Genomic DNA, 21,519 nt, shown 5'->3' with positions numbered 1-21,519 from the left:
TCCCGGGGTGCATTTCAGGCTACCGCGCGCTCCTGCTTCACTCCCCAGCCCTGGGCCTCACCGCCCAGTGGCACGACCACGGCTTCGAAATCCTGTTCGAATTCGTCGATGCCACCATACGTGGCGTACATGATCTTGCTCAGTTCCAGTTGCCAGCCGTCGTCACTTTCATGCACTTGGGCACACAACGACTCACCCCGGAACTTTCCTGCAGCCCTGCGCGCCCGTTCCTCGTCCGGGAATACCGCATAGAACTCGATTGGATGGATTTGTGCGAAGTTGAAACCGCCTTCTTTCATGCGGCGCAATACCGTGCTGCTGATGTCCTCGTACAAGTTGCTCATGAATCGTCCTCCTCAATCACGATGGATAGACTTTCAGTGCTTGCGCACTTACCCCTGGCGCGGGACGCGGGTGGGGTTCTCGAGCGAATGCAGCAATGTTGCGGTAATGAATGTAGCGGTAATGGTAGACAAGGGCCGGCGCCATAACCGACGGCCCTGCATGCAGCGTAGCGGCTGGTGAGGCACAACGCCAGCCAGCCTGTGGATTCAGGTCCGTTCAGTGATGTCGGTGATCTCCACCCCGTTCTGTTCCTTCAGCCACTTCGCGGTCGGACAGTCGGCACGGTCCTGGAAATCATTGAGGTCGAGTTCATCCATGACCGGGAACAGGTGGCCCCTGATCCGCCGCGCTGCGTCTTCAATGCTCGGGCGGTTCGCGGCGGCAAGCAACAACGAAGTGCGTTCGCCCTTCTGGTCCACAAAAGTGATTTCCCACTCTTTCATCTGGCGTGTCCTCGATGGCAGGTACAGGAGTGTTCCCAGCCTGTCTTCCGTTGACCCTCGCCTGCGGACATTGTTCAAGTCGGTTGGCCCGGCGGCGCACCCATAAAAAACCCCGGCCAGGCCGGGGTCTTGTGCAACGAACGGATTACGCCAGGGCGATCAGTCCGGGATGCCGTGGACAACACCGGCGGTATTGTCCAGCAGGCTCTTGGTTGCGGTCTGGATGAAGGATTCGAGCTTCTTGAGCATGGCGTCCTGCTCCGGATGCTCGATCAGCTCAGCCTTGAACTCGCTGCCCAACTGATAACGGTACAGGCGTGGCGACATGTCCTTGGACTCGATCAACACGCGATCCCCCTGGATCAGGCCGACGATCTGCTCGCTGCCCGAAGGCTTGATCATGCCGATGCCCTGGTCGCCTTCCGGCAGGTTGAGCAAGTCACGCCCCCAGCACTGGTGACGAGTTTCGCCACCCAGGCGGCCCATGACGGTGGGCACGATATCGATCTGGGTGCCGACGGTGTGGTTGCGCTTGCCGAACTTGTCCTGGATGCCCGGTGCTATCAGCAACAGCGGCACGTTGAAACGGCCCAGGTCCAGCTCAGTGACCTGCTGGTTATTGCCGAAGCCATGGTCACCGACGATGACGAACAGGGTCTCCTTGAAGTACGGCTCCTTGCGCGCCTTCTCGAAGAACTGGCCCAGGGCCCAGTCGGAATAACGCATGGCGGTCAGGTGCTCGTCCAGGCGACCATGCCCGGTCACCGGCTCTACCGGCAGGTCTTTCGGCAAGGCATACGGGGTGTGGTTGGATAGGGTCTGGAGCAAGGCATAGAACGGCTTCTTGCCATAGTTGTTCGCCAGTTCCTGGTTACCGCGGTCGAACATGTCCTGGTCGGACACGCCCCAGGTCGGGTCGGAGAACACCGGATTGACGAAGTCATTGCGGCCGATGAAGGTGGTCATGCCCTGGTTGCCGAAGAAACCGGACTGGTTGTCCCAGGCGAAATCACCGTTGTAGACGTAGACATCGTCGTAGTCCCGGGCGCTGAGCAGCGCTGGCAGGCCCGACAGCTTGTGGCCGCCTTCCGGGGTCTGCATCAGGTATTCGAAGCCTGGCAGGTTCGGGAAGCAGGCCATCGTGGCGAACATGCCCTGGTGGGTATGGGTGCCGTTGGAGAAGAAGCGGTCGAACAGCAGGCCTTCCTCGGCCAGTTTGTCGAAGTACGGGGTGATGTTGCCGGAAGCCCCCAGCGCGCCGACGGAATGGCCGGCAAAACTCTCCATCAGGATGACCACGACGTTCTTGATCGGCAGGGTGTTCTCGGCCGGCGGTGTGAAGTCACGGCGAATCGCGGCGCTGTCGGCGTCGACCAGCTTGTCGCTCGGCGTCAGCAGCATCTCGCGCACAGTGTTCTGGGCGACCGTCTGATCGAGGGTGGACTTCCAGATGTTGTCGCGGTCCTCGGACATGCGGCTCTTGGCAGCATCGATCAGGGTCAGGGTGCCGTTGAGGCCCAGTTGGTTGACGAAGTTCGAGTCGGTGGTGAAGGCATCCCCCCAACGCATGGGCGGGCCCTGGCGCAGGGTGCCACGGGCGGCAATCACGGCCACCAGCAGGATCATGAAGAACACCACGCCGCGCACGTACCACGGCGCCACGCTGCGAACACCGGCGAGGTTGCTCTGGTACTCGCCACGAGGCCGGGTCAGGCGATCGATGCCTTTGAACGCCAGGCTCATCACGATCGTACCGCCGACCCACGCCAGCAGGTAGCGCACCACCGGGAAGCCGTACCACAGCATGCTGCCGACGGTCTTCGGGTCTTCCTTGATGTACTGGAATACCAGGCCGTTGAGGCGCTGGTGGAACTCGCGATAGAAGTCCATCTCCACCAGGCCGAGGAACAGCACGATGCTGGAGGTCAGGGTCAGCCACACGCGGAAGAAACCGCGCGCCGCCATCGCCCGCGCGCTGAGGATCGCCAGCAGCAGCGGAATGCTCAGGTACACCACTACCCGCAGGTCGAACCGCAGGCCATTGAGGAAACCTTCCACGACAGTGGACGACGGCGTATCGCCAACCATGTCGCTGTTGTAGGCCAGCAACGCGAGCCGCACCAGGCTGAGCATCGCCATGATCGCCAGGCCGCACAGCAGGGTGTAGAGCAGGTGTGATTTGACCGTTGGTTGCAACAGGCGCGAAGCAGCCCGCTGTTGACTCAAGGCGTCCGTATTAGCCATGAATTGGAAGATCCCTGGGATTCGGTTGTGGAAGGCATTGACGCGAAGCGGCGGCAGCGGCTCGGGTCATACCCGAAAAGTGCCGAACCATTAGGCGAATGGATAATTGCGCGCGCGGATTGTCTGCAATCGATTGTGAAAATTTCGTTGAGAACATCGGGGCTGCGGATCAGGCTATCTTTATCGCCCTCTCAAGCAAAGAGCCCACCCGCATGTACTATCGCTATCACCCCAGCCCCATTGGCCAGTTACTGCTGGCGGGCGACGAACAAGGCCTGCACCTGCTGCACATGGACAGCGCCCACCCCTGGGAACTGGACGCCACCTGGCGCCAGGCCGACAGCCAGCTCGACGACGTGGCGCGGCAACTGGACGAGTATTTCGCCCACAAGCGCGAGCGCTTCGAACTGCGCCTTGCCGCCCGCGGCACACCGTTTCAACAGGACGTCTGGCGAGCACTGGTGAACATCCCCTACGGCACCACCACCAGCTACGCCGAACTGGCCCGCACCATCGACCGGCCCAAGGCGATCCGGGCGGTCGGCACGGCCAATGGCGCCAACCCCATCGCAGTGATCGTGCCCTGCCACCGGGTGATCGGCAGCGACGGCAGTCTCACCGGTTTTGCCGGAGGCCTCGAGCGCAAGCAACTGCTGCTGCAACTGGAAGGCGCGTGGCTGATTTGAACCGGCCTACAGCCGCACATTCCCCCGCGGCCCGGCGATGGCCCAGATGATCAGGCCGAGCACCGGCAACAGCAGGATCAGCAAGATCCACAGCACCTTGGCGCCAACCCCGGCGCTGCTCTTGATCACGTTGATGATCGCCCAGATATCCAGGGCCAGAATGATCAGGCCAACCAGCCCGTTGAACGCGGAACCCATGATGAAGCTCCCATGTATGAGTGAGCCCTCAGGATAGCTGGCTATTGGCCTGATAGACGCGTTTGCTTCGGCTTCGCCCTGCCGCTGTGCTTACACTCGCGCCATTGCCTTTCGGAGAAATGCTTTATGCCCTCGACGTCCAGCCACAGCCACTCCGCCCCCGTGCCGCTCTACACCGCGTGGCTGCAGCAGGCGCAATCCTCGCCCTGGATGAGTGCCGGCCTGGGTCTGAGCCTGCTGGCGGTGCTCTGGCTGATGGGCGCCAGCGCCTGGAACGCGATTCACGGTGACCATCAGGAAAACCTGCACATGGCCCTGCTCGGCGGGCTGGCCGGTTTCTCCGCCACCGCCTTGGGCGCATTGCTGGCCATCGTGCTGCGCGATGTCAGCAGCCGGATGCAGGACGTGATGCTCGGCTTCGCCGCCGGGATGATGCTCGCCGCCAGCTCGTTTTCATTGATTCTGCCGGGCCTCGACGCCGCTCGGGAGATTACCGGCAGCGGCCCCTACGCGGCCCTGACGGTGGTGGTCGGCATGGGCCTGGGCGTGTTGCTGATGCTCGGCCTCGACCGCTTCACCCCGCATGAACACGAAAGCACTGGTCCTTGCGGCCCGCAGGCCGAGCGGATCAATCGGGTCTGGCTGTTCGTGCTGGCGATCACCTTGCACAACCTCCCCGAAGGCATGGCCATCGGCGTGAGCTTTACCACGGGTGACCTGAGTGTCGGCCTGCCGCTGACCAGCGCCATCGCCATTCAGGACATTCCCGAAGGCCTGGCGGTGGCCCTGGCGCTGCGCGCCACGGGGCTGTCGACGTTGAAGGCGGCACTGGTGGCCGTCGGCTCGGGCCTGATGGAGCCGATTGGCGCGGTGATCGGCCTGGGGATTTCCAGCGGCTTCGCCCTCGCCTACCCGGTGAGCATGGGCCTGGCGGCGGGCGCGATGATCTTCGTGGTGTCCCATGAAGTCATCCCGGAAACCCACCGCAATGGCCATCAGACCTCGGCGACCCTCGGCCTGATGGGCGGCTTCGCGGTGATGATGTTCCTTGATACCGCGCTGGGTTAAACGTGCAGCGCCACCCGCAGCGCTTCCAGGGCCGGCGCTGCGGTAATGTTCAGTTCGGCGCACAGTTCCAGCACTCGCGGCAGGTCATTGCCGCACACCAGCACCATTTGCAACTCGTCATCCAGCAACTGGCTGAAGTTCATCAGCACATAGCCACCGGCCTCCTTGTTCATGCTGCCCATCTGGATCTGGATGCGGTTGAGCGCGGTGAGCGCCTCGACTTTGGCCAGTTGCTTGGGTTTGATATTGAACGGGACGCTCTGGTCAAACGAATCGGTGATCTGCACGAGCAGGTCCTGGTAGCTGTCGGCCTGGAACAGCACGGTGTCCGGCAGGCTGCCCACCACCACCCATTCACCCAGCGGGATCGGGAAGGTGTCGTCGTAGTTGATATCGGGGTTGGCGGCGAGGAAACCCGCAGGATCGGCGTAGGCCTGCACCGCTTCGTCGGCGATCCCCTCGATGTCCTGCTCGGTCATGCAGCCGGAGCTGATTTTGCCAAGGAGTTCGACCAGTTGGTTTTTCATGAGAGGCCCTGCGACGCTGGAAAAAAGTCGCCAAGGATAGCCGCAAAAGCCTCCCGCCGGTTAGGCCAACGCTTGCAACTGCAATGTGGTGTCAGTGGCGCCCATGGCCTGGGCGGCGCCGAGGGCATCGATGCCACGGGCGTCGCGGCGCTTGGGATCGGCGCCGTGCGCCAGCAGGTAGTCAACGATCGCTGTGCGGTTGAACATCGCCGCCATCATCAACGCCGTGCGCCCGTCGCCTGCGGCTGCATCCGGTTCGACGCCCTGCTCCACCAGCAGCCGGACCATCTCCAGGTTCCCCTTGAACGCCGCGCCCGCCAACGGCAGTTGGTTATTGTCGTTGGCGATGGCCGGATCGGCGCCATGCTGCAACAGCACCCGCGCCGCTTCCAGATGACCGTGATAGCTGGCGAGCATCAGCAGCGTGTCGCCCTTCTGGTTGCGCAAATTGGCTGGCAGGCCGTTCTCCAGCAAGCGGGCAAGCATCGGCGCATCGCCCTGGCGGGCCCGGTCGAAGACTTCTGCGGCAAAGGCGGCGGCTTCATCGGCATCCATGGTGACGGGCTGACGTTGATCGGACATACGGAACCTCCTGACGGGGAAAAAGCCCAAGTCTTGTGAGGATTGGTCCCGGAATCCCTGTGGATAATTCCATGGCGTCGGCAGAAAAAACGCGAGGGCGGACGACCCTTGCAAAATGCACTGTGCAAAATGCACGACCTTGCACAATGCACGGCGGCCCTATTGCCACAAAAACATAAATCATTGATTTACAACGAATTTTTAATTACTGAAAAGCTGGCACAGTCGCTGCACCCATCACTCCATGTCTGCCACCCACAGCCAGGAGCTGATATGGACCTCATTCAGGAAAAATTCGCCTCGGTATTCTCCGCCTACCAAGTGGCCACTCAAGCCCGTCCTGATGGCGGTATTCTGCTGACGCTGCGTGCCGCCGACGGCACACAGGTCAAACGCTCGATTTCCTACGCCCAACTGCACAGCGCCGAACAACTGTCGTGGGCCATTAGCGCCATTCGCCGTGACCTGGCCGAGCAGGCCAGTGAGTTGCCGGTGATTTCGATGCTGCAAAGCCAGCAGCGCTTTGCACTGCCGACTTACCGTTGAGCTGAATGCATCGCTGCGGTTCGGCGCCCCGACAAGCCAACCCCCACAGGTACAGGATTCACTGGACCTTGTGAGCGCTGGCTTGTCGGGGTACCGAGCCGCAGCAATGAAGAACTTGAAGGTTTAGAACGTGTCATCCAGCCCCGGATACAACCGGGCACTTTCATCCCCCGTCAACTCCAGCGCTCGCCCGCCCTCATTCTCGAACAACCGCGCCAGCACCAGGTTGGGCTGCTCGCCGATATCGAACCAGTGCGCGGTCCCCGCAGGAACGCTGACCAGAGCACCCCGCTCCGCCACCAGCGCATACACGTAATCGCCGATCCGCAGATTCAGCAGGCCGCGCCCGCTGATGACAAAGTGCGCGACTTTTGCCGAGTGACGACGCTCGTCGATCCAGCCGGCGCGCAGTTCATCCTTCTGCGGATGCTCGGGATTGACGCTGAACACCTCCACCACCGCGCCACACTCGGCCTTCAGCGCCTGGAGCTGCTGACCCAGTAGCACAATCACCTCCTGCGCGGCAGTCCCTGGGCGAATCCGCTCGGCCACTTCCCGCTGTTCGAAGTGCACGCCCTGTTCGGCCAGTGTCGCGGCGATATCGTCATCGTGGGTCAGGACTTTGTTAGGGGTATCCGGGGTGGACTGGTGATAAACGCTGAGGATGCTCAAGGGCAACTCCTGTTCTAGACATGACGCGGACGCTAGATAGCGTCCTCTTTCAACCGGGTCGCAATGATAACGGCTGCGGCCAGCGCCGCGACGGCGGCAATACTAAAGGTGATACCCGGGCCCAGGGGCTTCCAGCTATAGCCCGCATACAGAGCGCCCAAGGCACCGCCGGTGCCTGACAACGCAGCGTAGAACGCCTGGCCCTGGCCCTGCTGGCGCGCGCCGAAACTGCGCTGGACGAAGGCGATACAGGTGGCGTGGAAACTGCCGAAGGTCGCCGCGTGCAGCAACTGGGCGAACAGCAGCACCAGCAAATGCTCGGCAAAGCTGCCCAGCAACAGCCAGCGCAGCGCCGCCAACAGGAAACTCGCCAGCAGCACCCGGCGCAATGACACCCGCGCCAGGATCCGGCTCATCACCATGAACAGCAGCACCTCGGCCAGCACCCCCAGCGCCCACAGCATACCGATGGTACCGCGGCTGTAGCCGAGGCTTTCCAGGTGCAAGGTCAGGAAGGTGTAGTACGGACCGTGGCTGAGCTGCATCAACGCCACGCAGGTGTAGAAAGCCAGCACGCCGGGGCGGGTCAGTTGCTTGAGGAAGCCGCCACCGGACGGGCGCTCGGCCTGCTCCACCGGCTGGGCATTGGGCACCCACAGGCTGGCCAGAACAATGCCGGCCATGATGCACACCAGCGCCACCGGGTAGATATCCAGGCTCAACCACTCGAACAGTCGACCCAGGCCAACCACGGTGAGGATAAAACCAATCGATCCCCAGAGCCGCACCTGGCTGTAGCGACCGGTCTGGCCTTGCAGGTGCGCGAGGGTAATGACTTCGAACTGCGGCAGCACCGCGTGCCAGAAGAACGCATGCAACGCCATGACCAGCGCCAGCCAGGCGTAGCTCTTGTCGACGAAGATCAGCGCGAAACTGGCCAGGGTGCACAGCGCGCCGAGGCGCACGATCAACAGGCGCTGACCGCTGCGGTCACCCAGCCAGCCCCACAGGTTTGGCGCCACGCAACGCATCAGCATGGGAATGGCCACCAGCTCGCCGATGCGTGCGCTGGAAAACCCGAGGTGATCGAAATACAGCGCCAGGAACGGCGCGGTAGACCCCAGCAGGGCGAAGTAGAAGAGGTAGAAACTGGACAGGCGCCAGTAAGGCAACGCCACGGCTAAAGAGCCGTGGCGCGATGGGCAATGCGGGGCATCAGAGCTGGCCCAGTACCGGGGTGCTCACACGTACGTCAGCGTTCTGCCCGCGGTGGCGCAGCAGGTGGTCCATCAACACGATCGCCATCATCGCTTCGGCGATCGGCGTGGCGCGGATCCCGACGCAAGGGTCATGGCGGCCCTTGGTGATGACTTCCACCGGGTTGCCATCCTTGTCGATGGAACGGCCCGGCGTGGTGATGCTGGAGGTCGGTTTGAGCGCCAGGTGAGCGACGATCGGCTGACCCGAGGAAATGCCGCCGAGGATGCCGCCAGCGTTATTGCTGAGGAAGCCTTCGGGCGTCATCTCGTCGCGGTGCTCGGTACCGCGCTGGGCGACCGAGGCGAAACCGGCGCCGATTTCAACGCCCTTGACCGCGTTGATGCTCATCAGGGCATGGGCCAGTTCGGCGTCGAGACGGTCAAAGATCGGCTCGCCCAGACCCGGCATTACACCTTCGGCGACCACGGTGATCTTCGCGCCGACCGAATCCTGGTCACGGCGCAACTGATCCATGTACGCCTCCAGTTCCGGGACCTTGTCCGGGTCAGGGCTGAAGAACGCGTTCTGCTCCACCGAATCCCAGGTCTTGAACGGGATTTCGATCGGGCCGAGCTGACTCATGTAGCCACGAATACGGATGCCCTGGCTGGCCAGGTATTTCTTGGCGATGGCACCGGCGGCCACGCGCATGGCGGTTTCGCGTGCCGAGCTGCGGCCACCGCCGCGATAGTCGCGCTCACCGTACTTGTGGTGGTAGGTGTAGTCGGCGTGGGCCGGGCGGAACAGATCCTTGATTGCCGAGTAGTCCTTGGACTTCTGGTCAGTGTTGCGGATCAGCAGGCCAATGGAACAACCGGTGGTGCGGCCCTCGAAGACGCCGGAGAGAATCTCGACCTCATCGGCTTCCTGGCGCTGGGTGGTGTGGCGGCTGGTGCCGGGCTTGCGCCGGTCCAGGTCGCGCTGCAGGTCTTCCAGAGAAATCTCCAGGCCCGGCGGGCAGCCATCGACAATGGCGACCAACGCCGGACCATGGCTTTCGCCAGCGGTGGTGACAGTGAACAGCTTGCCGTAGGTATTGCCGGACATGCAGGACGCTCCGCGAATCAGCCTGATTTGAACAAGGCCGCCAGTATACGCAGGCTAACCATTCAGTTCATCCCTGCTGGCGAACCTTCTGCACGGGGTCAGGTCCAACCGGCATCCCCCCGCATGTAGCCCGATGATGTCGCGCCTCGCCGTCCTGCTCCTCCTGATCGTATCCGGCCTCGCCCAGGCCGCCACCCCCGCTGTGTTCCAGCGCCCGGTCAGCCTCGACACCGGCCAGGGCATTCTTCATGGCAGCCTGCTGCTGCCGCGCGGCGACACCCCGCCGCCGGTGGTGCTGATCATCGCAGGCTCCGGCCCAACCGACCGCGACGGCAACAACCCTGCAGTCGGGCGCATCGACATTCTCAAGCGCCTGGCCCTGCAACTGGCTGCCCAGGGCATCGCCAGCGTGCGCTACGACAAGCGCGGCGTTGCCGAGAGCCTGGCGGCGACCCCGGACGAGCGTCAGTTGAGCGTCGAGCGCTATGTCGCCGACGCCGTGGCCTGGAGCCACAAGATCAAAGCCGACCCACGCTTCGGCCCGCTGATCCTGCTCGGTCATAGCGAAGGCGCACTGATCGCCAGCCTCGCCGCAGAGCCGGCCGGCGCCAGCGCGGTGGTCGCCCTGGCCGGCAGCGGCCGTCCAGTGGACCAGGTACTGCGCGAACAACTGGCCGAGCGCCTGCCGCCGGCCCAACTCAAGCAAGCACAACACGTGATCGATCAACTCAAGGCCGGCCAGCCGAGCAGCGACGTGCCGCCGGTACTCGCCAATACCCTGCGCCCCAGCGTGCAGCCCTACCTGATTTCGTTGTTCCGTCAGGACCCGGCGGCGGCCTTTGCGCGCTTGAAGATTCCGGCGCTGATCATTCAGGGACGCAACGACATCCAGGTCAGCCCGGCCGACGCCAAAGCCCTGCAGGCGGCCAAGCCCGATGCGCAGCTTGCGCTGATCGATGGCATGAACCACATGCTGCGCATCAGTCCGCCAGGGATGGGCCAGCAGCGCGACAGCTACACCAATCCGGCACTGCCCCTGGCCAGCGCACTGGGTGAACGGATCGTAGTTTTTGTGCGGCAGTTGACATCCGCCTGAGCAAATCGGGCTCCAGTCCTCGGCGAATCGGCCGATAAATCCGATGCAGGCGCTGTCACCGTAGACGGCCTGTTGCGCACACGAGGACCCTGTGATGACTGATGCACCCACCCAGGACGCTACCGCAGCGGCCGACGAACCGGTTGTCCCGGAAGCCGCCCCGCTGCCCTGGGCGGATCTGGCACCCGAACATTTCCAGTTGCTGCGCCTGGCGCCGCTGCCGACCGACCGCAACAGCGGCGCGCGTCCGTTGCGTTTCGTCGAGTTCGGCCATGCCGAGCGCCACAGCAAGGAACACAGCCTGCTGCGCATGGAAATCCGCCTGCCCGGGCAGAAAGTGCGCAAAGAACAGAACGTGCTGGATATCCGTGTCGACCACGACAAGCGCTTGGTGACCATCGGCCCCGACAGCGGCTTGCAGATCGAACCACTGAACCGCGGAATCGGCCGCTTCATGCTGGCCCAGGCCGTGCAGTGGGCACAGCGCAAGTGGTCGCACTACCGGCTCGAGGGCGGCGCCCTGGCGAACAAGGACGCACTCAACGAAGACACCCGCCTGCGCCGCGACCATGTGCTGCGCAGCCACGGCGTGGAAGTCGAGTACGCCGATGCCCAGCACCTCAAGGGGCGCTACGTGGAAACCCAGGTGGGCGAGCTGAAGGGCGGCTGGAATACCGACAAGCTGCAGCGGGTCGAGATGATCGAAGCGGCCAACATGTTGCAGCAGGCCGATCAGAAGTTGCAGGAGAAGGAAGCGCAACTGCGCGAGCGCGACGAGCGGGTTTCCAAGTACCGGCGCGAAGACAGCGGCCTGCGGTTCACCATTACCTGCCTGGTGGCTTTCGCAGTGTTCCAGGCCGGCTTGCTGATCTGGATCGCCACCCACCGCTGAGGGCGAAACGCGGGACCGGCTGACGAGCCGTCCCGCGCAACAACATCATCAGACCCGCGAAGCGAACAGCGCCTGATGCTGACGGCATTGCTCGGCGGTGAGCATGAACACACCGTGACCGCCGCGCTCGAACTCCAGCCAGGCGAAATCCACTTCCGGGTACAACTGCTCGACATGCACCTGGCTGTTACCAACCTCGACGATCAGCAAGCCCTTCTCGGTCAGGTGGTCCGCCGCCTCGGCCAGCATGCGCCGCACCAGATCCAGACCATCATTGCCACAGGCCAGGCCCAACTCCGGTTCGTGCTGATACTCGGCCGGCATGTCGGCGAAGTCCTCGGCGTCGACATACGGCGGGTTGGACAGGATCAGGTCGAAACGCTGCGCTGGGAGACCGGCGAAACCGTCACCCTGGACGGTGTAGACGCGCTGTTCCAGGCCATGTCGCTCGATGTTCTGGTTGGCCACTTCGAGTGCTTCGAAGGACAAGTCGGCCAGCACCACTTCGGCGTCGGGGAAGACTTCGGCGCTGACGATACCGATGCAGCCTGAACCGGTGCACAGATCGAGAATGCGCGCCGGCTCGTCGGCCAGCCACGGCTCGAAGCGCTTCTCGATCAGTTCGCCGATCGGCGAGCGCGGCACCAGCACGCGCTCATCGACGATGAACGACATCCCGCAGAACCACGCCTCACCCAGCAGGTAAGCGGTGGGCACGCGGTCTTCGATGCGGCGCTTGAGCAGGCGTTGCAACTTCACCAGTTCGTCGTCTTCCAGGCGGCAATCCAGATAGCTGTCAGCCACTTCCCAAGGCAGGTGAACCGCTCCCAGCACCAGCAGCCGAGCCTCGTCCCACGCGTTGTCGGCACCATGACCGAAGAACAACTCATGCTCGTGGAAGCGGCTGACGGCCCAGCGAATGTGGTCGCGCAGTGTGCGCAGGCGGGAAGTGATCACGGCAGACTCCTTGGAAGACGACCGGCGATTCTACCAGCCTCGCGCCACAAGTGGCCGCAATTGCATCGACGGGCGATTGGCTTACATGGCTGAGAGCCACTAACCACGCCACTTGTACGCTAAGCGATTCACATAAGTGTCCAAGCAGGGGAGAATAGGTAAAAAGCCCTACCCGAAGGAGCCCCTGATGTCTGTTCCAATGACGATGTTTCACCTCAGCGGACGTGGCTATCCGCCCGCCAAACTGAGCAACGCCAGCCTGATCATTATCGATGCGCAGAAAGAGTACCTGAGCGGTCCCTTGGCGCTGTCGGGCATGGACGAAGCAGTGGCGAACATCGGCAAACTGCTCGACGCGGCGCGCAAGGCCGGTCGTCCGGTGATTCACGTGCGCCACTTGGGCACCGTCGGCGGTCTGTTCGATCCTCAGGGCGCGCGCGGCGAATTCATCCCCGGCCTGGAGCCACAGGGCGATGAAGTCATCATCGAGAAGCGCATGCCCAACGCCTTCAAGAACACCAGCCTGCATGAAACCCTGCAGAACCTCGGCCACCTGGACCTGATCGTCTGCGGCTTCATGAGCCACTCCAGCGTCAGCACCACCGTGCGCCGGGCCAAAGACTACGGCTACCGCTGCACCCTGGTCGAAGACGCCTGCGCCACCCGCGACCTGCCGTTCAAGGATGGCGTGATCCCCGCCGCGCAGATCCAGCAGACTGAAATGGCGATCATGGCCGACAACTTTGCCTGCGTGACCCCTACCAACAGTCTGGTCTGACCCTTGGCGCGCGGAACCACCTCCACGACTTTCGGTCCAAAACCGGATATTCACTGAGGAAATCGGAATGAAAATATCCGACGGTTTCGACGCCAAACGCCTTCGCCCGCGCCAACCGGGCAATTGGCGTTCGCGCCTGGCCGCGGGGTTTTCGGCCCTGCTGGCGAGCGTCGGCGTACTGCTGGCCATGGCCGGAGCTGCCAGCCTGTTGGGCCGCCCCGCCGCACTGGGCGAGCTCAATGCCAACCCCGCCGCAGCCAGCCTGGTGCTCGGTGGCGGTTTGCTGGTGCTGTATCTGGGCGTGTGGCTCTGGCGCCGACGTCGCCTGCGTCTGCGCCGCGGCCGCGAACTGAACCTGTCGCCCCACCTGATGAAAAAACACGATTGACTGCAACGGCGTGTGGACTCGCGTAAACTGCGCCGCTTGCGGCGGAGACCTACATGCAAGACGACGATTTTTCCCTGTTCAAGAGCGAGGTGCGCGGCGTCAAGCCGATCAAGCATGATCGCGCCGACACCGGCAAACCCAAGACTGATCGCAAGCAACTGAACAACCTGCGGCAGAACGCGACGGTGCGCAGCGACCAGACCGTGGTCGACGGCCTGTCCGATCAGTTCGTCATCGATGTGGGCCCGGAAGACGATCTGCACTGGAGCCGCGACGGCGTCCAGGAAAGCCAGATGCGCAAGCTCAAGCTCGGCCAGATCGGCTTTGAAGGCAGCCTCGACCTGCACGGCATGACCGTCGAGAAAGCGCGGGAAACCCTCTGGGCCTTCCTTGCCGAGGCTACCCGCTTCGAAATCCGTTGCGTGCGCGTCACCCACGGCAAGGCTGTGCGCCTGGATGGCAAACGTCCCATGATCAAAAGTCACGTCAATACCTGGCTGCGCCAGCATGCTCAAGTGCTGGGTTTTACCTCGTGCCAGGCCAGACACGGCGGCACCGGCGCGGTGTATGTAATGCTGCGTCGGACCATGCTCGAAGGTCGCGACGAGTAACGCCGGACTTGCGGCGCCGCCACAGCCGCCGTACCCTTCGCGTTTGCGAAATACACCACAGGTAGATCCATGTCCCTGGAACAGAACTACACCGCGATTAAGCGAGGGTAGTACTGAGTAATACAGAGCAGTAAAATCGGGCACTTCAGCACTCTGGAGTACCCGACCACACTGCTGGAATCCCCCCCATTGGTACAGAAACTGGTATAGCCGCGAGCCTACCTCCGATTCTGCTTGGGTATCAGCCACAAAATCGGCTCAGGCCTCGACCTACCACTCAACTGATGATAGTGGGTCGCTGAATAGACCTTTAGGACCCACTTCACCAGAAGTTCATTTCCTACCACGCCATAGATCAATCCGCCAACCAGCCGATCGGTCCGATGGCTTTCCCACCATTAACTATGCGCAGTATCTAAACAGTTTCCACGTCAACTGCAAAACTTTCAGACCTCGAATACATTTTCTTACTTTGTGCTTCCAAGGACTCATCAATCACAGTGAAGAGTCTCTCGAAACTTCCGATCCACGACTCATCACCAGCGCCCTCTGCTTTCCGTTTCAGGTATTCCCGAAGCCTCTCTTTCGCATTATCATCCTTACATTCAAAGGGAAGCAATTTACCGTTTAGATCATGACCAAATTTTTCAAACCAATTCGGATGTTCTTCCTTAGCCTCTAGAATCCATTCGTGGGGAAATAATCCTTCCAACGCAAAACCTACTGGAAGAACGATAAAATTCTTGTTTGGCTCAAACGGAAGCTTTTTCTTACCCAGAAACCCCTGGATATTTCTTCTCGTTTTATCCCCTGCCTCATCACCATCCAAAATGCACACCACCGGCCTTTCCTTATGGACATACTCCCAGGAAGCCTTTACGAAACCCTCTAGCGCACCCACACCACCAAAATCTAAGAACTCTGCATTTCTGACATTTTCCCATGCATGTTTCCCGGTAGCTTTGACAGGCACCCGACTCAACACCCACTTGAATATCTCGCGATCTGACTTCCCTTCAACAAACACATTAAACAGTCCTAAATTACAGAAATCACTAAACTTAACACCGAGTGCATTTCGAATAGCCCGCGTAGCTTCAATATATGAACCACAGGTATTGGTCGTGGTTGCACCATCCTCGATTTCAGTTCTCATTACCAGCTTTGGATCTTTTGGCACAAAGGCCAGACTGTGAGTTGTTACTACGACATGTGCAATCTCGGCCAACTCCCTCAGAAGGCAATAACAACTAGACGCAAGCTCAGGGTGCAAATACGACTCAGGCTCCTCAATTAGCCATATAGGAGTTTTGCCAAGTTTTCCCTCCTCTTGAGATATCCATATGAACGAGGCAATCATTGACGCCGACTGAATACCCATCCCCTTTCTGCCAATTTCTGTGACAATCGGGTCAGCAAGATGAAATTCAAAACCACTCAGCAAGCTCTCAATTGAATCGTTCGGTATTCTAAAGTGCGACTTTATGTTGGACATACCCGCCAAACTTAGCTTTGAGTCAATAACTTTTGAAACCTCATCCAAGCCTGACTTAACCTTACCCACTACATCTTGCATTTGGCAAGCTATGTATTTTCTAAGATACGGCAACAACAAATCACCATATAGAGTGTCAATATTTTTGCTCGCTGCAACATAATGACAATTAAAGCAACCAAAAAGCAATTCTAAAAATAAATTTTGGTTTTTTATGAATGCCAACTTTTTACCAGAATCATACTTCTCCCCAACAAACATTCGGTAACTAGGCCTACCTGCACTGGAGAACGTCAGGTAGACAGTGGCTTTATCGAGAATTGTTTTCGGTTGATCCAAGCAAGAATTAATTTCGCGATAAATAGCTTTCGCTAATTCATCATCTTCTTCAAAGACAACTGTGGCAGTCAGCGAAGTCTGACCTGCTTCCAACCCTTCAGGAAAGTCTCGATGATGCAGATATTTATATTTATTATCGAATCCAGTGAAAAACATCTCCACTGCCTTTAATAAATTAGTCTTCCCACTACTATTTGGGCCGACAATCGTCGCTCCCCCGCTAAATGTAATAACCGTATCTGAAATTATCGTACGGAAATTCTTAATTCTAACGCTTTCTAAAATCATCCAGTGCTCTCCGGCAGTACCCGACTTCGCCACACTCCATTGCATGCCCGCGAAGGGCACCAGCAAGATTGCAACGCTTATGGCAATGTGCCACAGGTCCACCTAGAGGTCTATTACGTCACATCTCCATCAAGCCACTTGCTGAAAAAACAAAAGCGAACTACTGTACATCCAGACAGCTGACAGGTAACTGATTATGACCGCCCGCATCATTGCATTCCCAAACCCGTCGCCTATAGCTACCGATCAGATGGAGGTTGCATCCTTCATCAAGACATTGGATATCGGATTCCGCACACAGCACTGTCAACCAGCCCGTCAACTCTTGGGATGGAGTGTTGAGGCACTGAGCTTCAGGTCAGGTGTTTCAACTCATGCCATCAGAAAGTTGGAAGCAGGAGATCATCTGAATGAGGTTACGATGCACGCGCTTGCATACGCCCTGGAAACTGAAGGCTTGGTCTTTTTTCCGAGTCACCCCCCTATGCGAGGCGACAACTGCAGAGGTGCAACCCCAAACCCTAGATCACGCGATGACTTTCATTTGAGAGAATAGGCAGCAGTTACCGAACCCGCCAAAGCTGATCAATTCTTGTCGTGTACGAGCGGCTCATCATTTCGCGCCGCATGTCCCAGTCGGGAGTGCGAGGGACGCTCCCGGTCCGCATGGTCCCCCGGCCGTACTTGCCATTGATGTCGTCCAGCACAGACATGAGCCGATCACATGCAACTGGCTGGGACATCGCGAACAGGTCATCCGTGAATTCGCCAGACTGCCGCAGATCCATCAGCAGCACCTCCGCCTTGCTGTAACGAAACCCCGACCGGTAGACCTGCTCCACAGCCTCGGTGGCTGCCCTGGTGAGCAGCAGCGTGTCATTGGTGGGGTACGGTAGTTCGACCAACGCTCCGTTGGCATACCTCGCCTCATCAGGGTTGAACATCCCTGTACGAATGCTCACCCGCATGCGCTTGCACACGGAACCCTGGGACCGCAGCTTCTCCGCTGCCCTTGCAGTGTAGGTCGCCACAGCTTGCTTGATCGGCGTTAGCTCGACCAGTCGCTTACCGAACATCCGGCTGCAGCAGATCTCTTGCTTGGGCGGATCTGCGTCTTCCAGTTCAAGGCAGGACGTGCCGGCGAGCTCTCTGGCCGTCTTCTCCACAACCACGCTGAACCTGTCACGCAACATGCTTGGGTCAGCTTTCGCCAGGTCCATCGCCGTCCGGATGCTCATTGCCTCCAAGTGCGCGGTCATCCGCCTGCCAATGCCCCACACCTCCTTCACCTCGGTATTGCGCAATACCCAGTCACGTTTGAAGTCATCACAAATGTCCACCACGCCGCCGGTCTGAGCCTGCAGGCGCTTCGCGGTGTGGTTGGCCAGCTTCGCCAGCGTCTTGGTCCGAGCAATCCCCACTCCAACCGGGATGCCCGTGCACCGTAACACCCGGGCACGAACGTCACGGCCGAGCTGGGTGCGGTCGCCCGGGATCCCGGTGAGATCCGCGAAACACTCATCGATCGAGTAGACCTCTGACGCCGGCACCATCGACTCGATCAGCGACATGACCCGTTCGCTCATATCGCCGTAGAGCGCATAGTTGGACGAGAACGCCACGACGCCATGTCGACGCAGCCTCTCCCGGCACTGGAAGTAGGGCTCGCCCATCTTCACGAACGGCTTCGCATCGTAGCTCCTGGCGATCACGCACCCGTCGTTGTTGCTCAGCACCACTACAGGTGTCTTCGCAAGGTCAGGGCGGAAGACTCGCTCACAGCTAGCATAGAACGAGTTGCAGTCGATTAGGGCGAACACCTGGTCATTGGGCATGATCACGCACGCTGTAGCGAACTACGCCCCAAATCACCAGCTCGTCGCCCTCCAGGATGTGCCGGGGCGGGTAAGCGGGGTTTTCAGACTGGAGGATCACCGAACCATTGCGACGGTGCAGCCGCTTGCATACCGGCTCAGTGTTGACGGCAGCGATCACGATATCGCCGTGCTCCGCTTCGTTGCTGCGGTCTACGATCAGAAGGTCCCCGGAGTGGATTCCGGCGCCCTGCATGCTGTCACCCTCCACCTGCACAAGGTACACATGAGGCGCACGGAGTTCGAACAGCTCATCGAGTGAGATGTGCCGTTCAAGGTGATCCGCCGCCGGCGACGGGAAGCCGGCCGGCACGCGGAAGGAGTAAACAGGTAGCAATGTTGGTCCACCGGTCGGCGTCCCAAAAAAAGTGATAGTCATGACGAAGTGTCCCACAGCAGGCTGTATATTCATACAGTAAACTGTCAGATGCGTCCTACGTCAATGGATGGTCGCAAAGCAACCGACAAACGAGAGGAGGTGATTTATGTGCGGGAGGTACTCGATATACGATGACATGGACACCTACTTGCGGCAGCTGTCCTTGGACCTGGTCGTGATCAACGGCTATGACCACGAGCGGATCAACCGCTACAACGTCGCGCCGTCGACCCGCGTAGAGCTGATCCGCCCTGTCGCGGGAGGCCTGAGCGTCGATCGAGTGAAATGGGGATGGTCGCCATTCTGGGCGAAGGGGAAGCGCCCCGACCCGATTAATGCGCGAGCCGAGACAGTGATGACGGGGAAATTTTTCAAATCGCTCTGGCCGGCAGGCCGAACCGTGGCGCCGGCGAACGGATGGTTCGAGTGGATACCTGACCCGGCCGATGCAAAGCGCAAGCAGCCCTACTACATTTCTGCCGGCGATGATCAGCCGCTGTTCTTTGCAGCGCTTGCAGAAGTCCACCCAGGGCTGGAGCCCGACGAGCACGATGGTTTTGTGATCATCACTGCCGCCGCTGACGAAGGGCTCGTGGACATTCACGACCGCAAGCCCTTGGTACTGACACCCGCCCTGGCCCGCGAGTGGCTCGACCCGGACACTCCAACCGCTCGGGCTGCGGAGATCGTCCAAAACGGATGCCGACCTGCGACTGACTTCAGCTGGCACCCGGTCGGCAAGGATGTCGGCAACGTTCGCAACCAAGGCCAACAGTTGATTCAACCATTAGAACAGCTGACCTAGCTGCGAAGGACGCCAGTTTAAGATCACCAACTCGCCGGTGACCTCGGCCTTTCCCTGCCGCTGGTTTGTGTTGGTATAGCGGATATCCAAACTCTCGAAGTGGAAACCCTCGAAGGCCCGGTGGATATCCGGGTGGTCGTTGATGCTGACCATCACCCTACCCTTGCAGCGCCGCATGAAGTCAGCCATGCGCTCGTACTCCCCGAACGGGAAGTCGACGCCATAGCCGGCCGTCTGCCAATACGGCGGGTCCATGTAGAAAAAGGTGTGCGCTCGATCGTAGCGCTCGGCACAGTCCAGCCACGACAAGTTCTCGACATAGGTACCAGCCAGACGCTGCCAGGCTGCGGAGAGATTCTCCTCGATGCGCAGCAGGTTGATTGCCGGCCCCGTGGTGGCGGTACCGAACGTCTGCCCGGTGACCTTGCCACCGAAGGCATGCTGCTGCAGGTAGAAGAACCGCGCCGCACGCTGGATGTCCGTCAACGTTTCGGGGCGGGTCATCTTCTGCCACTCGAAGATCTGCCGGGAGCTGAGCGCCCACTTGAACTGGCGGACGAACTCCTCAAGATGGTTCTGCACCACCCGGTACAGAGTGACTAGGTCGCCGTTGAGGTCGTTCAGCACCTCCACCGGCGCGGGCTGGGGACGCATGAAGTACAACGCGCCACCGCCGGCGAAGACCTCAACATAGCACTCATGAGGGGGAAAGAGGGGGATTAAGCGGTCGGCCAGGCGGCGTTTGCCACCCATCCAGGGAACAATAGGAGAGGTCATTGGTTGCAAGTCTTTACTGTATGAATGAACAGGTGTTAGGCTCGCCGCGCTTTGTGCACAAGGCAGGGGCCACGGCTGGACTTGCAGGAAGGGTCTGCGGGTTCGGCGAGCCTGGTGGATGTTGACGCATCCATTAGGCTCGCTCCTTTTCACTTACTGTGCGATCCCTCGCACGTAGGCCTGGCAGGCCTTCAGCGCGATCAGTCCTCGATCGCCGTCACCGGTGATTCCGATAATTCGTTGAGCATGCGCTCGGTCAAGTCGGGCTCGACTGGCTCCATGAACCACGCCGCCGGCGCCGGTGGTGGCTGACACCCCACCGCAACCAGCCGAGGCGGAGGCATCGAGGAGGACTGACAGCCGCAGATCAGAAGTAGCAAGGCGGTCGCGAAGGCGAGCCTGGGCTTGTTGCGCATCGGTGAGCTCCTGATGATGGGTTTTGTCGGCGGCCTGCAGGCGGGCCTCCAACGCAATGCGTCTGGCCTGCTCTGCGTTGTTCCAGTCGATAACGGCGAGCCCCGCCGCCAGGCGCTCGTCCTGGAACAGGCCCGCCTGCACCGCGAGTTGCCGCCGATAGTCGTTGGCCTGCCACTTCCATGCAGCACCGCCACCCAGGCCGAGCCCGAGCAGCAACGCAACAGCGGGCAGGCGCCAGTCCAGCAGGCTCACTGAAGCACCGCCAGCGCCCGTTCATAGAGCTTCTGGCGATCCTCCAGACCATTGGTCCCGCCGTTGATCTTCTTGGTGATCTGGAGGAACTCCCCCCGATCCGCCATACCATTGAGCCCGTTGGTCTGCCAGAACCAGGCCGCCGACAACGACGCGTAGACCGGGTGCTCCAGCAGCTCAGGGTTACCGAGCAGCCGGCCATCACTGAACAGCGCCTCGCTGCAAGCGTTGTAGTTGAACTTACCGGTAATCTGGATCAGTCCCCGGCCGCGATACTTCTGGCCATCACCATCGGCCTCGGGTGTGTTGCCCAGGCGCTGGGCCAGCTTGCCAGTGTCGTATTTCTTCAGGTACTCATCGCCACCCAGCTCACGAACATATCGGAGCTGCCCGGACTCGTGACCGATCTGAGCAATGAAGGCCGCGATGCGCAACCGGGTGATGATCCCGTACTTGCCCATAGCCGCGTTGAGGGCAGGAACAAAAACGCCGGCTTGTTTGCCGGCGTTGGGGAGAATGCGCAGCAGCTGCTGCTCGTTGATGGGCATAGTGT

25 protein-coding genes are annotated in these 21,519 nt (G+C 60.5%); 9 read left to right on the top strand and 16 right to left on the bottom strand.

Going from position 1 to position 21,519, the window contains the following annotated elements; genetic code table 11:
• Positions 1-14: 14 nt before the first annotated feature.
• From DM374_RS07650 to DM374_RS07640, 3 genes are all read right to left on the bottom strand, one after another.
• Positions 15-344, bottom strand: coding sequence for a ribonuclease E inhibitor RraB (locus tag DM374_RS07650; RefSeq protein ID WP_110969322.1), 330 nt, complete (start codon positions 342-344; stop codon positions 15-17).
• Between the two features lie 207 nt (positions 345-551).
• Complete coding sequence (locus DM374_RS07645; RefSeq protein WP_110969321.1) at positions 552-788, bottom strand: hypothetical protein; 237 nt, start codon at positions 786-788, stop codon at positions 552-554.
• Positions 789-947: 159 nt separating this feature from the next.
• The gene (locus DM374_RS07640) at positions 948-3,032 is read right to left on the bottom strand and encodes an LTA synthase family protein (protein ID WP_110969320.1); all 2,085 of its coding nucleotides are present in this window, start codon (positions 3,030-3,032) and stop codon (positions 948-950) included.
• A 212-nt stretch (positions 3,033-3,244) separates the two neighbouring features.
• Here DM374_RS07640 and DM374_RS07635 point away from each other — a divergent pair, with 212 nt between their 5' ends.
• Entirely contained in the window at positions 3,245-3,718 is a 474-nt protein-coding gene (locus tag DM374_RS07635; RefSeq protein WP_110969319.1) for a methylated-DNA--[protein]-cysteine S-methyltransferase, read from the top strand.
• A gap of 6 nt (positions 3,719-3,724) precedes the next feature.
• On the opposite strand, the gene DM374_RS07630 is transcribed toward DM374_RS07635, so the two are convergent.
• Entirely contained in the window at positions 3,725-3,916 is a 192-nt protein-coding gene (locus DM374_RS07630) for a PLDc N-terminal domain-containing protein (protein WP_110969318.1), read from the bottom strand.
• A 126-nt stretch (positions 3,917-4,042) separates the two neighbouring features.
• On the opposite strand from DM374_RS07630, the gene DM374_RS07625 reads away from it, so the two are divergent.
• Positions 4,043-4,984 carry a ZIP family metal transporter gene (locus DM374_RS07625; RefSeq protein WP_110969317.1) on the top strand — a complete coding sequence of 314 codons (942 nt, stop codon included), beginning with the start codon at positions 4,043-4,045 and terminating at the stop codon, positions 4,982-4,984.
• Here the strand turns inward: DM374_RS07625 and DM374_RS07620 are convergent.
• Both DM374_RS07620 and DM374_RS07615 read right to left on the bottom strand, forming a co-directional pair.
• Positions 4,981-5,511, bottom strand: coding sequence for a hypothetical protein (locus DM374_RS07620; RefSeq protein WP_110969316.1), 531 nt, complete (start codon positions 5,509-5,511; stop codon positions 4,981-4,983). The two genes, DM374_RS07625 and DM374_RS07620, sit on opposite strands and share 4 nt — an antisense overlap.
• Positions 5,512-5,571: 60 nt before the next feature.
• A complete protein-coding gene (locus tag DM374_RS07615) occupies positions 5,572-6,093 on the bottom strand; it encodes an ankyrin repeat domain-containing protein (protein ID WP_110969315.1) in 522 nt (173 codons plus the stop codon).
• Positions 6,094-6,366: 273 nt separating this feature from the next.
• Between DM374_RS07615 and DM374_RS07610 the strand changes: the two genes are divergently transcribed.
• On the top strand, positions 6,367-6,639 hold the full coding sequence (locus tag DM374_RS07610) for a DUF3509 domain-containing protein (RefSeq protein WP_095155551.1): 273 nt from the start codon (positions 6,367-6,369) through the stop codon (positions 6,637-6,639).
• Positions 6,640-6,762: 123 nt separating this feature from the next.
• Here the strand turns inward: DM374_RS07610 and DM374_RS07605 are convergent, their stop codons facing one another.
• Genes DM374_RS07605 through aroC form a run of 3 tightly spaced genes read right to left on the bottom strand, consistent with a single transcriptional unit; the run spans position 6,763 to position 9,618 of the window.
• On the bottom strand, positions 6,763-7,311 hold the full coding sequence (locus DM374_RS07605) for an acireductone dioxygenase (protein ID WP_110969314.1): 549 nt from the start codon (positions 7,309-7,311) through the stop codon (positions 6,763-6,765).
• 32 nt (positions 7,312-7,343) lie between these two features.
• On the bottom strand, positions 7,344-8,489 hold the full coding sequence (locus DM374_RS07600) for an MFS transporter (protein WP_110969313.1): 1,146 nt from the start codon (positions 8,487-8,489) through the stop codon (positions 7,344-7,346).
• Positions 8,490-8,526: 37 nt separating this feature from the next.
• Positions 8,527-9,618, bottom strand: coding sequence for a chorismate synthase (gene aroC / locus DM374_RS07595; RefSeq protein ID WP_110969312.1), 1,092 nt, complete (start codon positions 9,616-9,618; stop codon positions 8,527-8,529).
• Positions 9,619-9,751: 133 nt separating this feature from the next.
• Here aroC and DM374_RS07590 point away from each other — a divergent pair, with 133 nt between their 5' ends.
• Together DM374_RS07590 and DM374_RS07585 are read left to right on the top strand one after the other, a co-directional pair.
• The gene (locus DM374_RS07590; protein ID WP_110969311.1) at positions 9,752-10,714 is read left to right on the top strand and encodes an alpha/beta hydrolase; all 963 of its coding nucleotides are present in this window, start codon (positions 9,752-9,754) and stop codon (positions 10,712-10,714) included.
• Between the two features lie 94 nt (positions 10,715-10,808).
• The gene (locus DM374_RS07585) at positions 10,809-11,606 is read left to right on the top strand and encodes a hypothetical protein (protein ID WP_110969310.1); all 798 of its coding nucleotides are present in this window, start codon (positions 10,809-10,811) and stop codon (positions 11,604-11,606) included.
• 48 nt (positions 11,607-11,654) lie between these two features.
• Here DM374_RS07585 and prmB read toward each other — a convergent pair whose 3' ends face one another.
• Positions 11,655-12,563 carry a 50S ribosomal protein L3 N(5)-glutamine methyltransferase gene (prmB, locus tag DM374_RS07580; RefSeq protein WP_110969309.1) on the bottom strand — a complete coding sequence of 303 codons (909 nt, stop codon included), beginning with the start codon at positions 12,561-12,563 and terminating at the stop codon, positions 11,655-11,657.
• Between the two features lie 187 nt (positions 12,564-12,750).
• Between prmB and DM374_RS07575 the strand changes: the two genes are divergently transcribed.
• The 3 genes from DM374_RS07575 to DM374_RS07565 all read left to right on the top strand — a co-directional run bounded on the left by DM374_RS07575 (position 12,751) and on the right by DM374_RS07565 (position 14,340).
• Complete coding sequence (locus DM374_RS07575) at positions 12,751-13,341, top strand: cysteine hydrolase family protein (protein WP_110969308.1); 591 nt, start codon at positions 12,751-12,753, stop codon at positions 13,339-13,341.
• Positions 13,342-13,408: 67 nt separating this feature from the next.
• Positions 13,409-13,729, top strand: a complete 321-nt coding sequence (locus tag DM374_RS07570) for a hypothetical protein (RefSeq protein WP_110969307.1) — start codon at positions 13,409-13,411, stop codon at positions 13,727-13,729.
• Between the two features lie 53 nt (positions 13,730-13,782).
• Positions 13,783-14,340 (top strand): Smr/MutS family protein, encoded by a 558-nt coding sequence (locus DM374_RS07565; RefSeq protein ID WP_110969306.1) that lies wholly within the window; start codon positions 13,783-13,785, stop codon positions 14,338-14,340.
• Positions 14,341-14,755: 415 nt separating this feature from the next.
• Here DM374_RS07565 and DM374_RS07560 read toward each other — a convergent pair whose 3' ends face one another.
• From DM374_RS07560 to DM374_RS07545, 3 genes are all read right to left on the bottom strand, one after another.
• Positions 14,756-16,564 carry an ATP-dependent nuclease gene (locus tag DM374_RS07560; RefSeq protein WP_110969305.1) on the bottom strand — a complete coding sequence of 603 codons (1,809 nt, stop codon included), beginning with the start codon at positions 16,562-16,564 and terminating at the stop codon, positions 14,756-14,758.
• Positions 16,565-17,025: 461 nt separating this feature from the next.
• On the bottom strand, positions 17,026-18,297 hold the full coding sequence (gene umuC / locus DM374_RS07550; protein ID WP_110969304.1) for a translesion error-prone DNA polymerase V subunit UmuC: 1,272 nt from the start codon (positions 18,295-18,297) through the stop codon (positions 17,026-17,028).
• Positions 18,287-18,715, bottom strand: coding sequence for a LexA family protein (locus DM374_RS07545; protein ID WP_110969375.1), 429 nt, complete (start codon positions 18,713-18,715; stop codon positions 18,287-18,289). Before DM374_RS07545 ends, umuC begins: the two co-directional genes overlap by 11 nt.
• 106 nt (positions 18,716-18,821) lie before the next feature.
• Here DM374_RS07545 and DM374_RS07540 point away from each other — a divergent pair, with 106 nt between their 5' ends.
• Complete coding sequence (locus DM374_RS07540; RefSeq protein WP_110969303.1) at positions 18,822-19,520, top strand: SOS response-associated peptidase family protein; 699 nt, start codon at positions 18,822-18,824, stop codon at positions 19,518-19,520.
• Here DM374_RS07540 and DM374_RS07535 read toward each other — a convergent pair.
• The 3 genes from DM374_RS07535 to DM374_RS07525 all read right to left on the bottom strand — a co-directional run bounded on the left by DM374_RS07535 (position 19,503) and on the right by DM374_RS07525 (position 21,514).
• Complete coding sequence (locus tag DM374_RS07535; protein WP_110969302.1) at positions 19,503-20,297, bottom strand: DNA adenine methylase; 795 nt, start codon at positions 20,295-20,297, stop codon at positions 19,503-19,505. The genes DM374_RS07540 and DM374_RS07535 overlap by 18 nt on opposite strands.
• 153 nt (positions 20,298-20,450) lie before the next feature.
• On the bottom strand, positions 20,451-20,966 hold the full coding sequence (locus DM374_RS07530; protein ID WP_110969301.1) for a lysis system i-spanin subunit Rz: 516 nt from the start codon (positions 20,964-20,966) through the stop codon (positions 20,451-20,453).
• Positions 20,963-21,514 (bottom strand): glycoside hydrolase family 19 protein, encoded by a 552-nt coding sequence (locus tag DM374_RS07525; RefSeq protein WP_110969300.1) that lies wholly within the window; start codon positions 21,512-21,514, stop codon positions 20,963-20,965. Before DM374_RS07525 ends, DM374_RS07530 begins: the two co-directional genes overlap by 4 nt.
• Positions 21,515-21,519: the final 5 nt, after the last annotated feature.

The sequence above is a fragment of the Pseudomonas huaxiensis genome, from assembly GCF_003231275.1.
GTDB classification, from domain to species: Bacteria; Pseudomonadota; Gammaproteobacteria; order Pseudomonadales; family Pseudomonadaceae; genus Aquipseudomonas; species Aquipseudomonas huaxiensis.
This window is presented reverse-complemented; position numbering and strand designations above follow the sequence as displayed.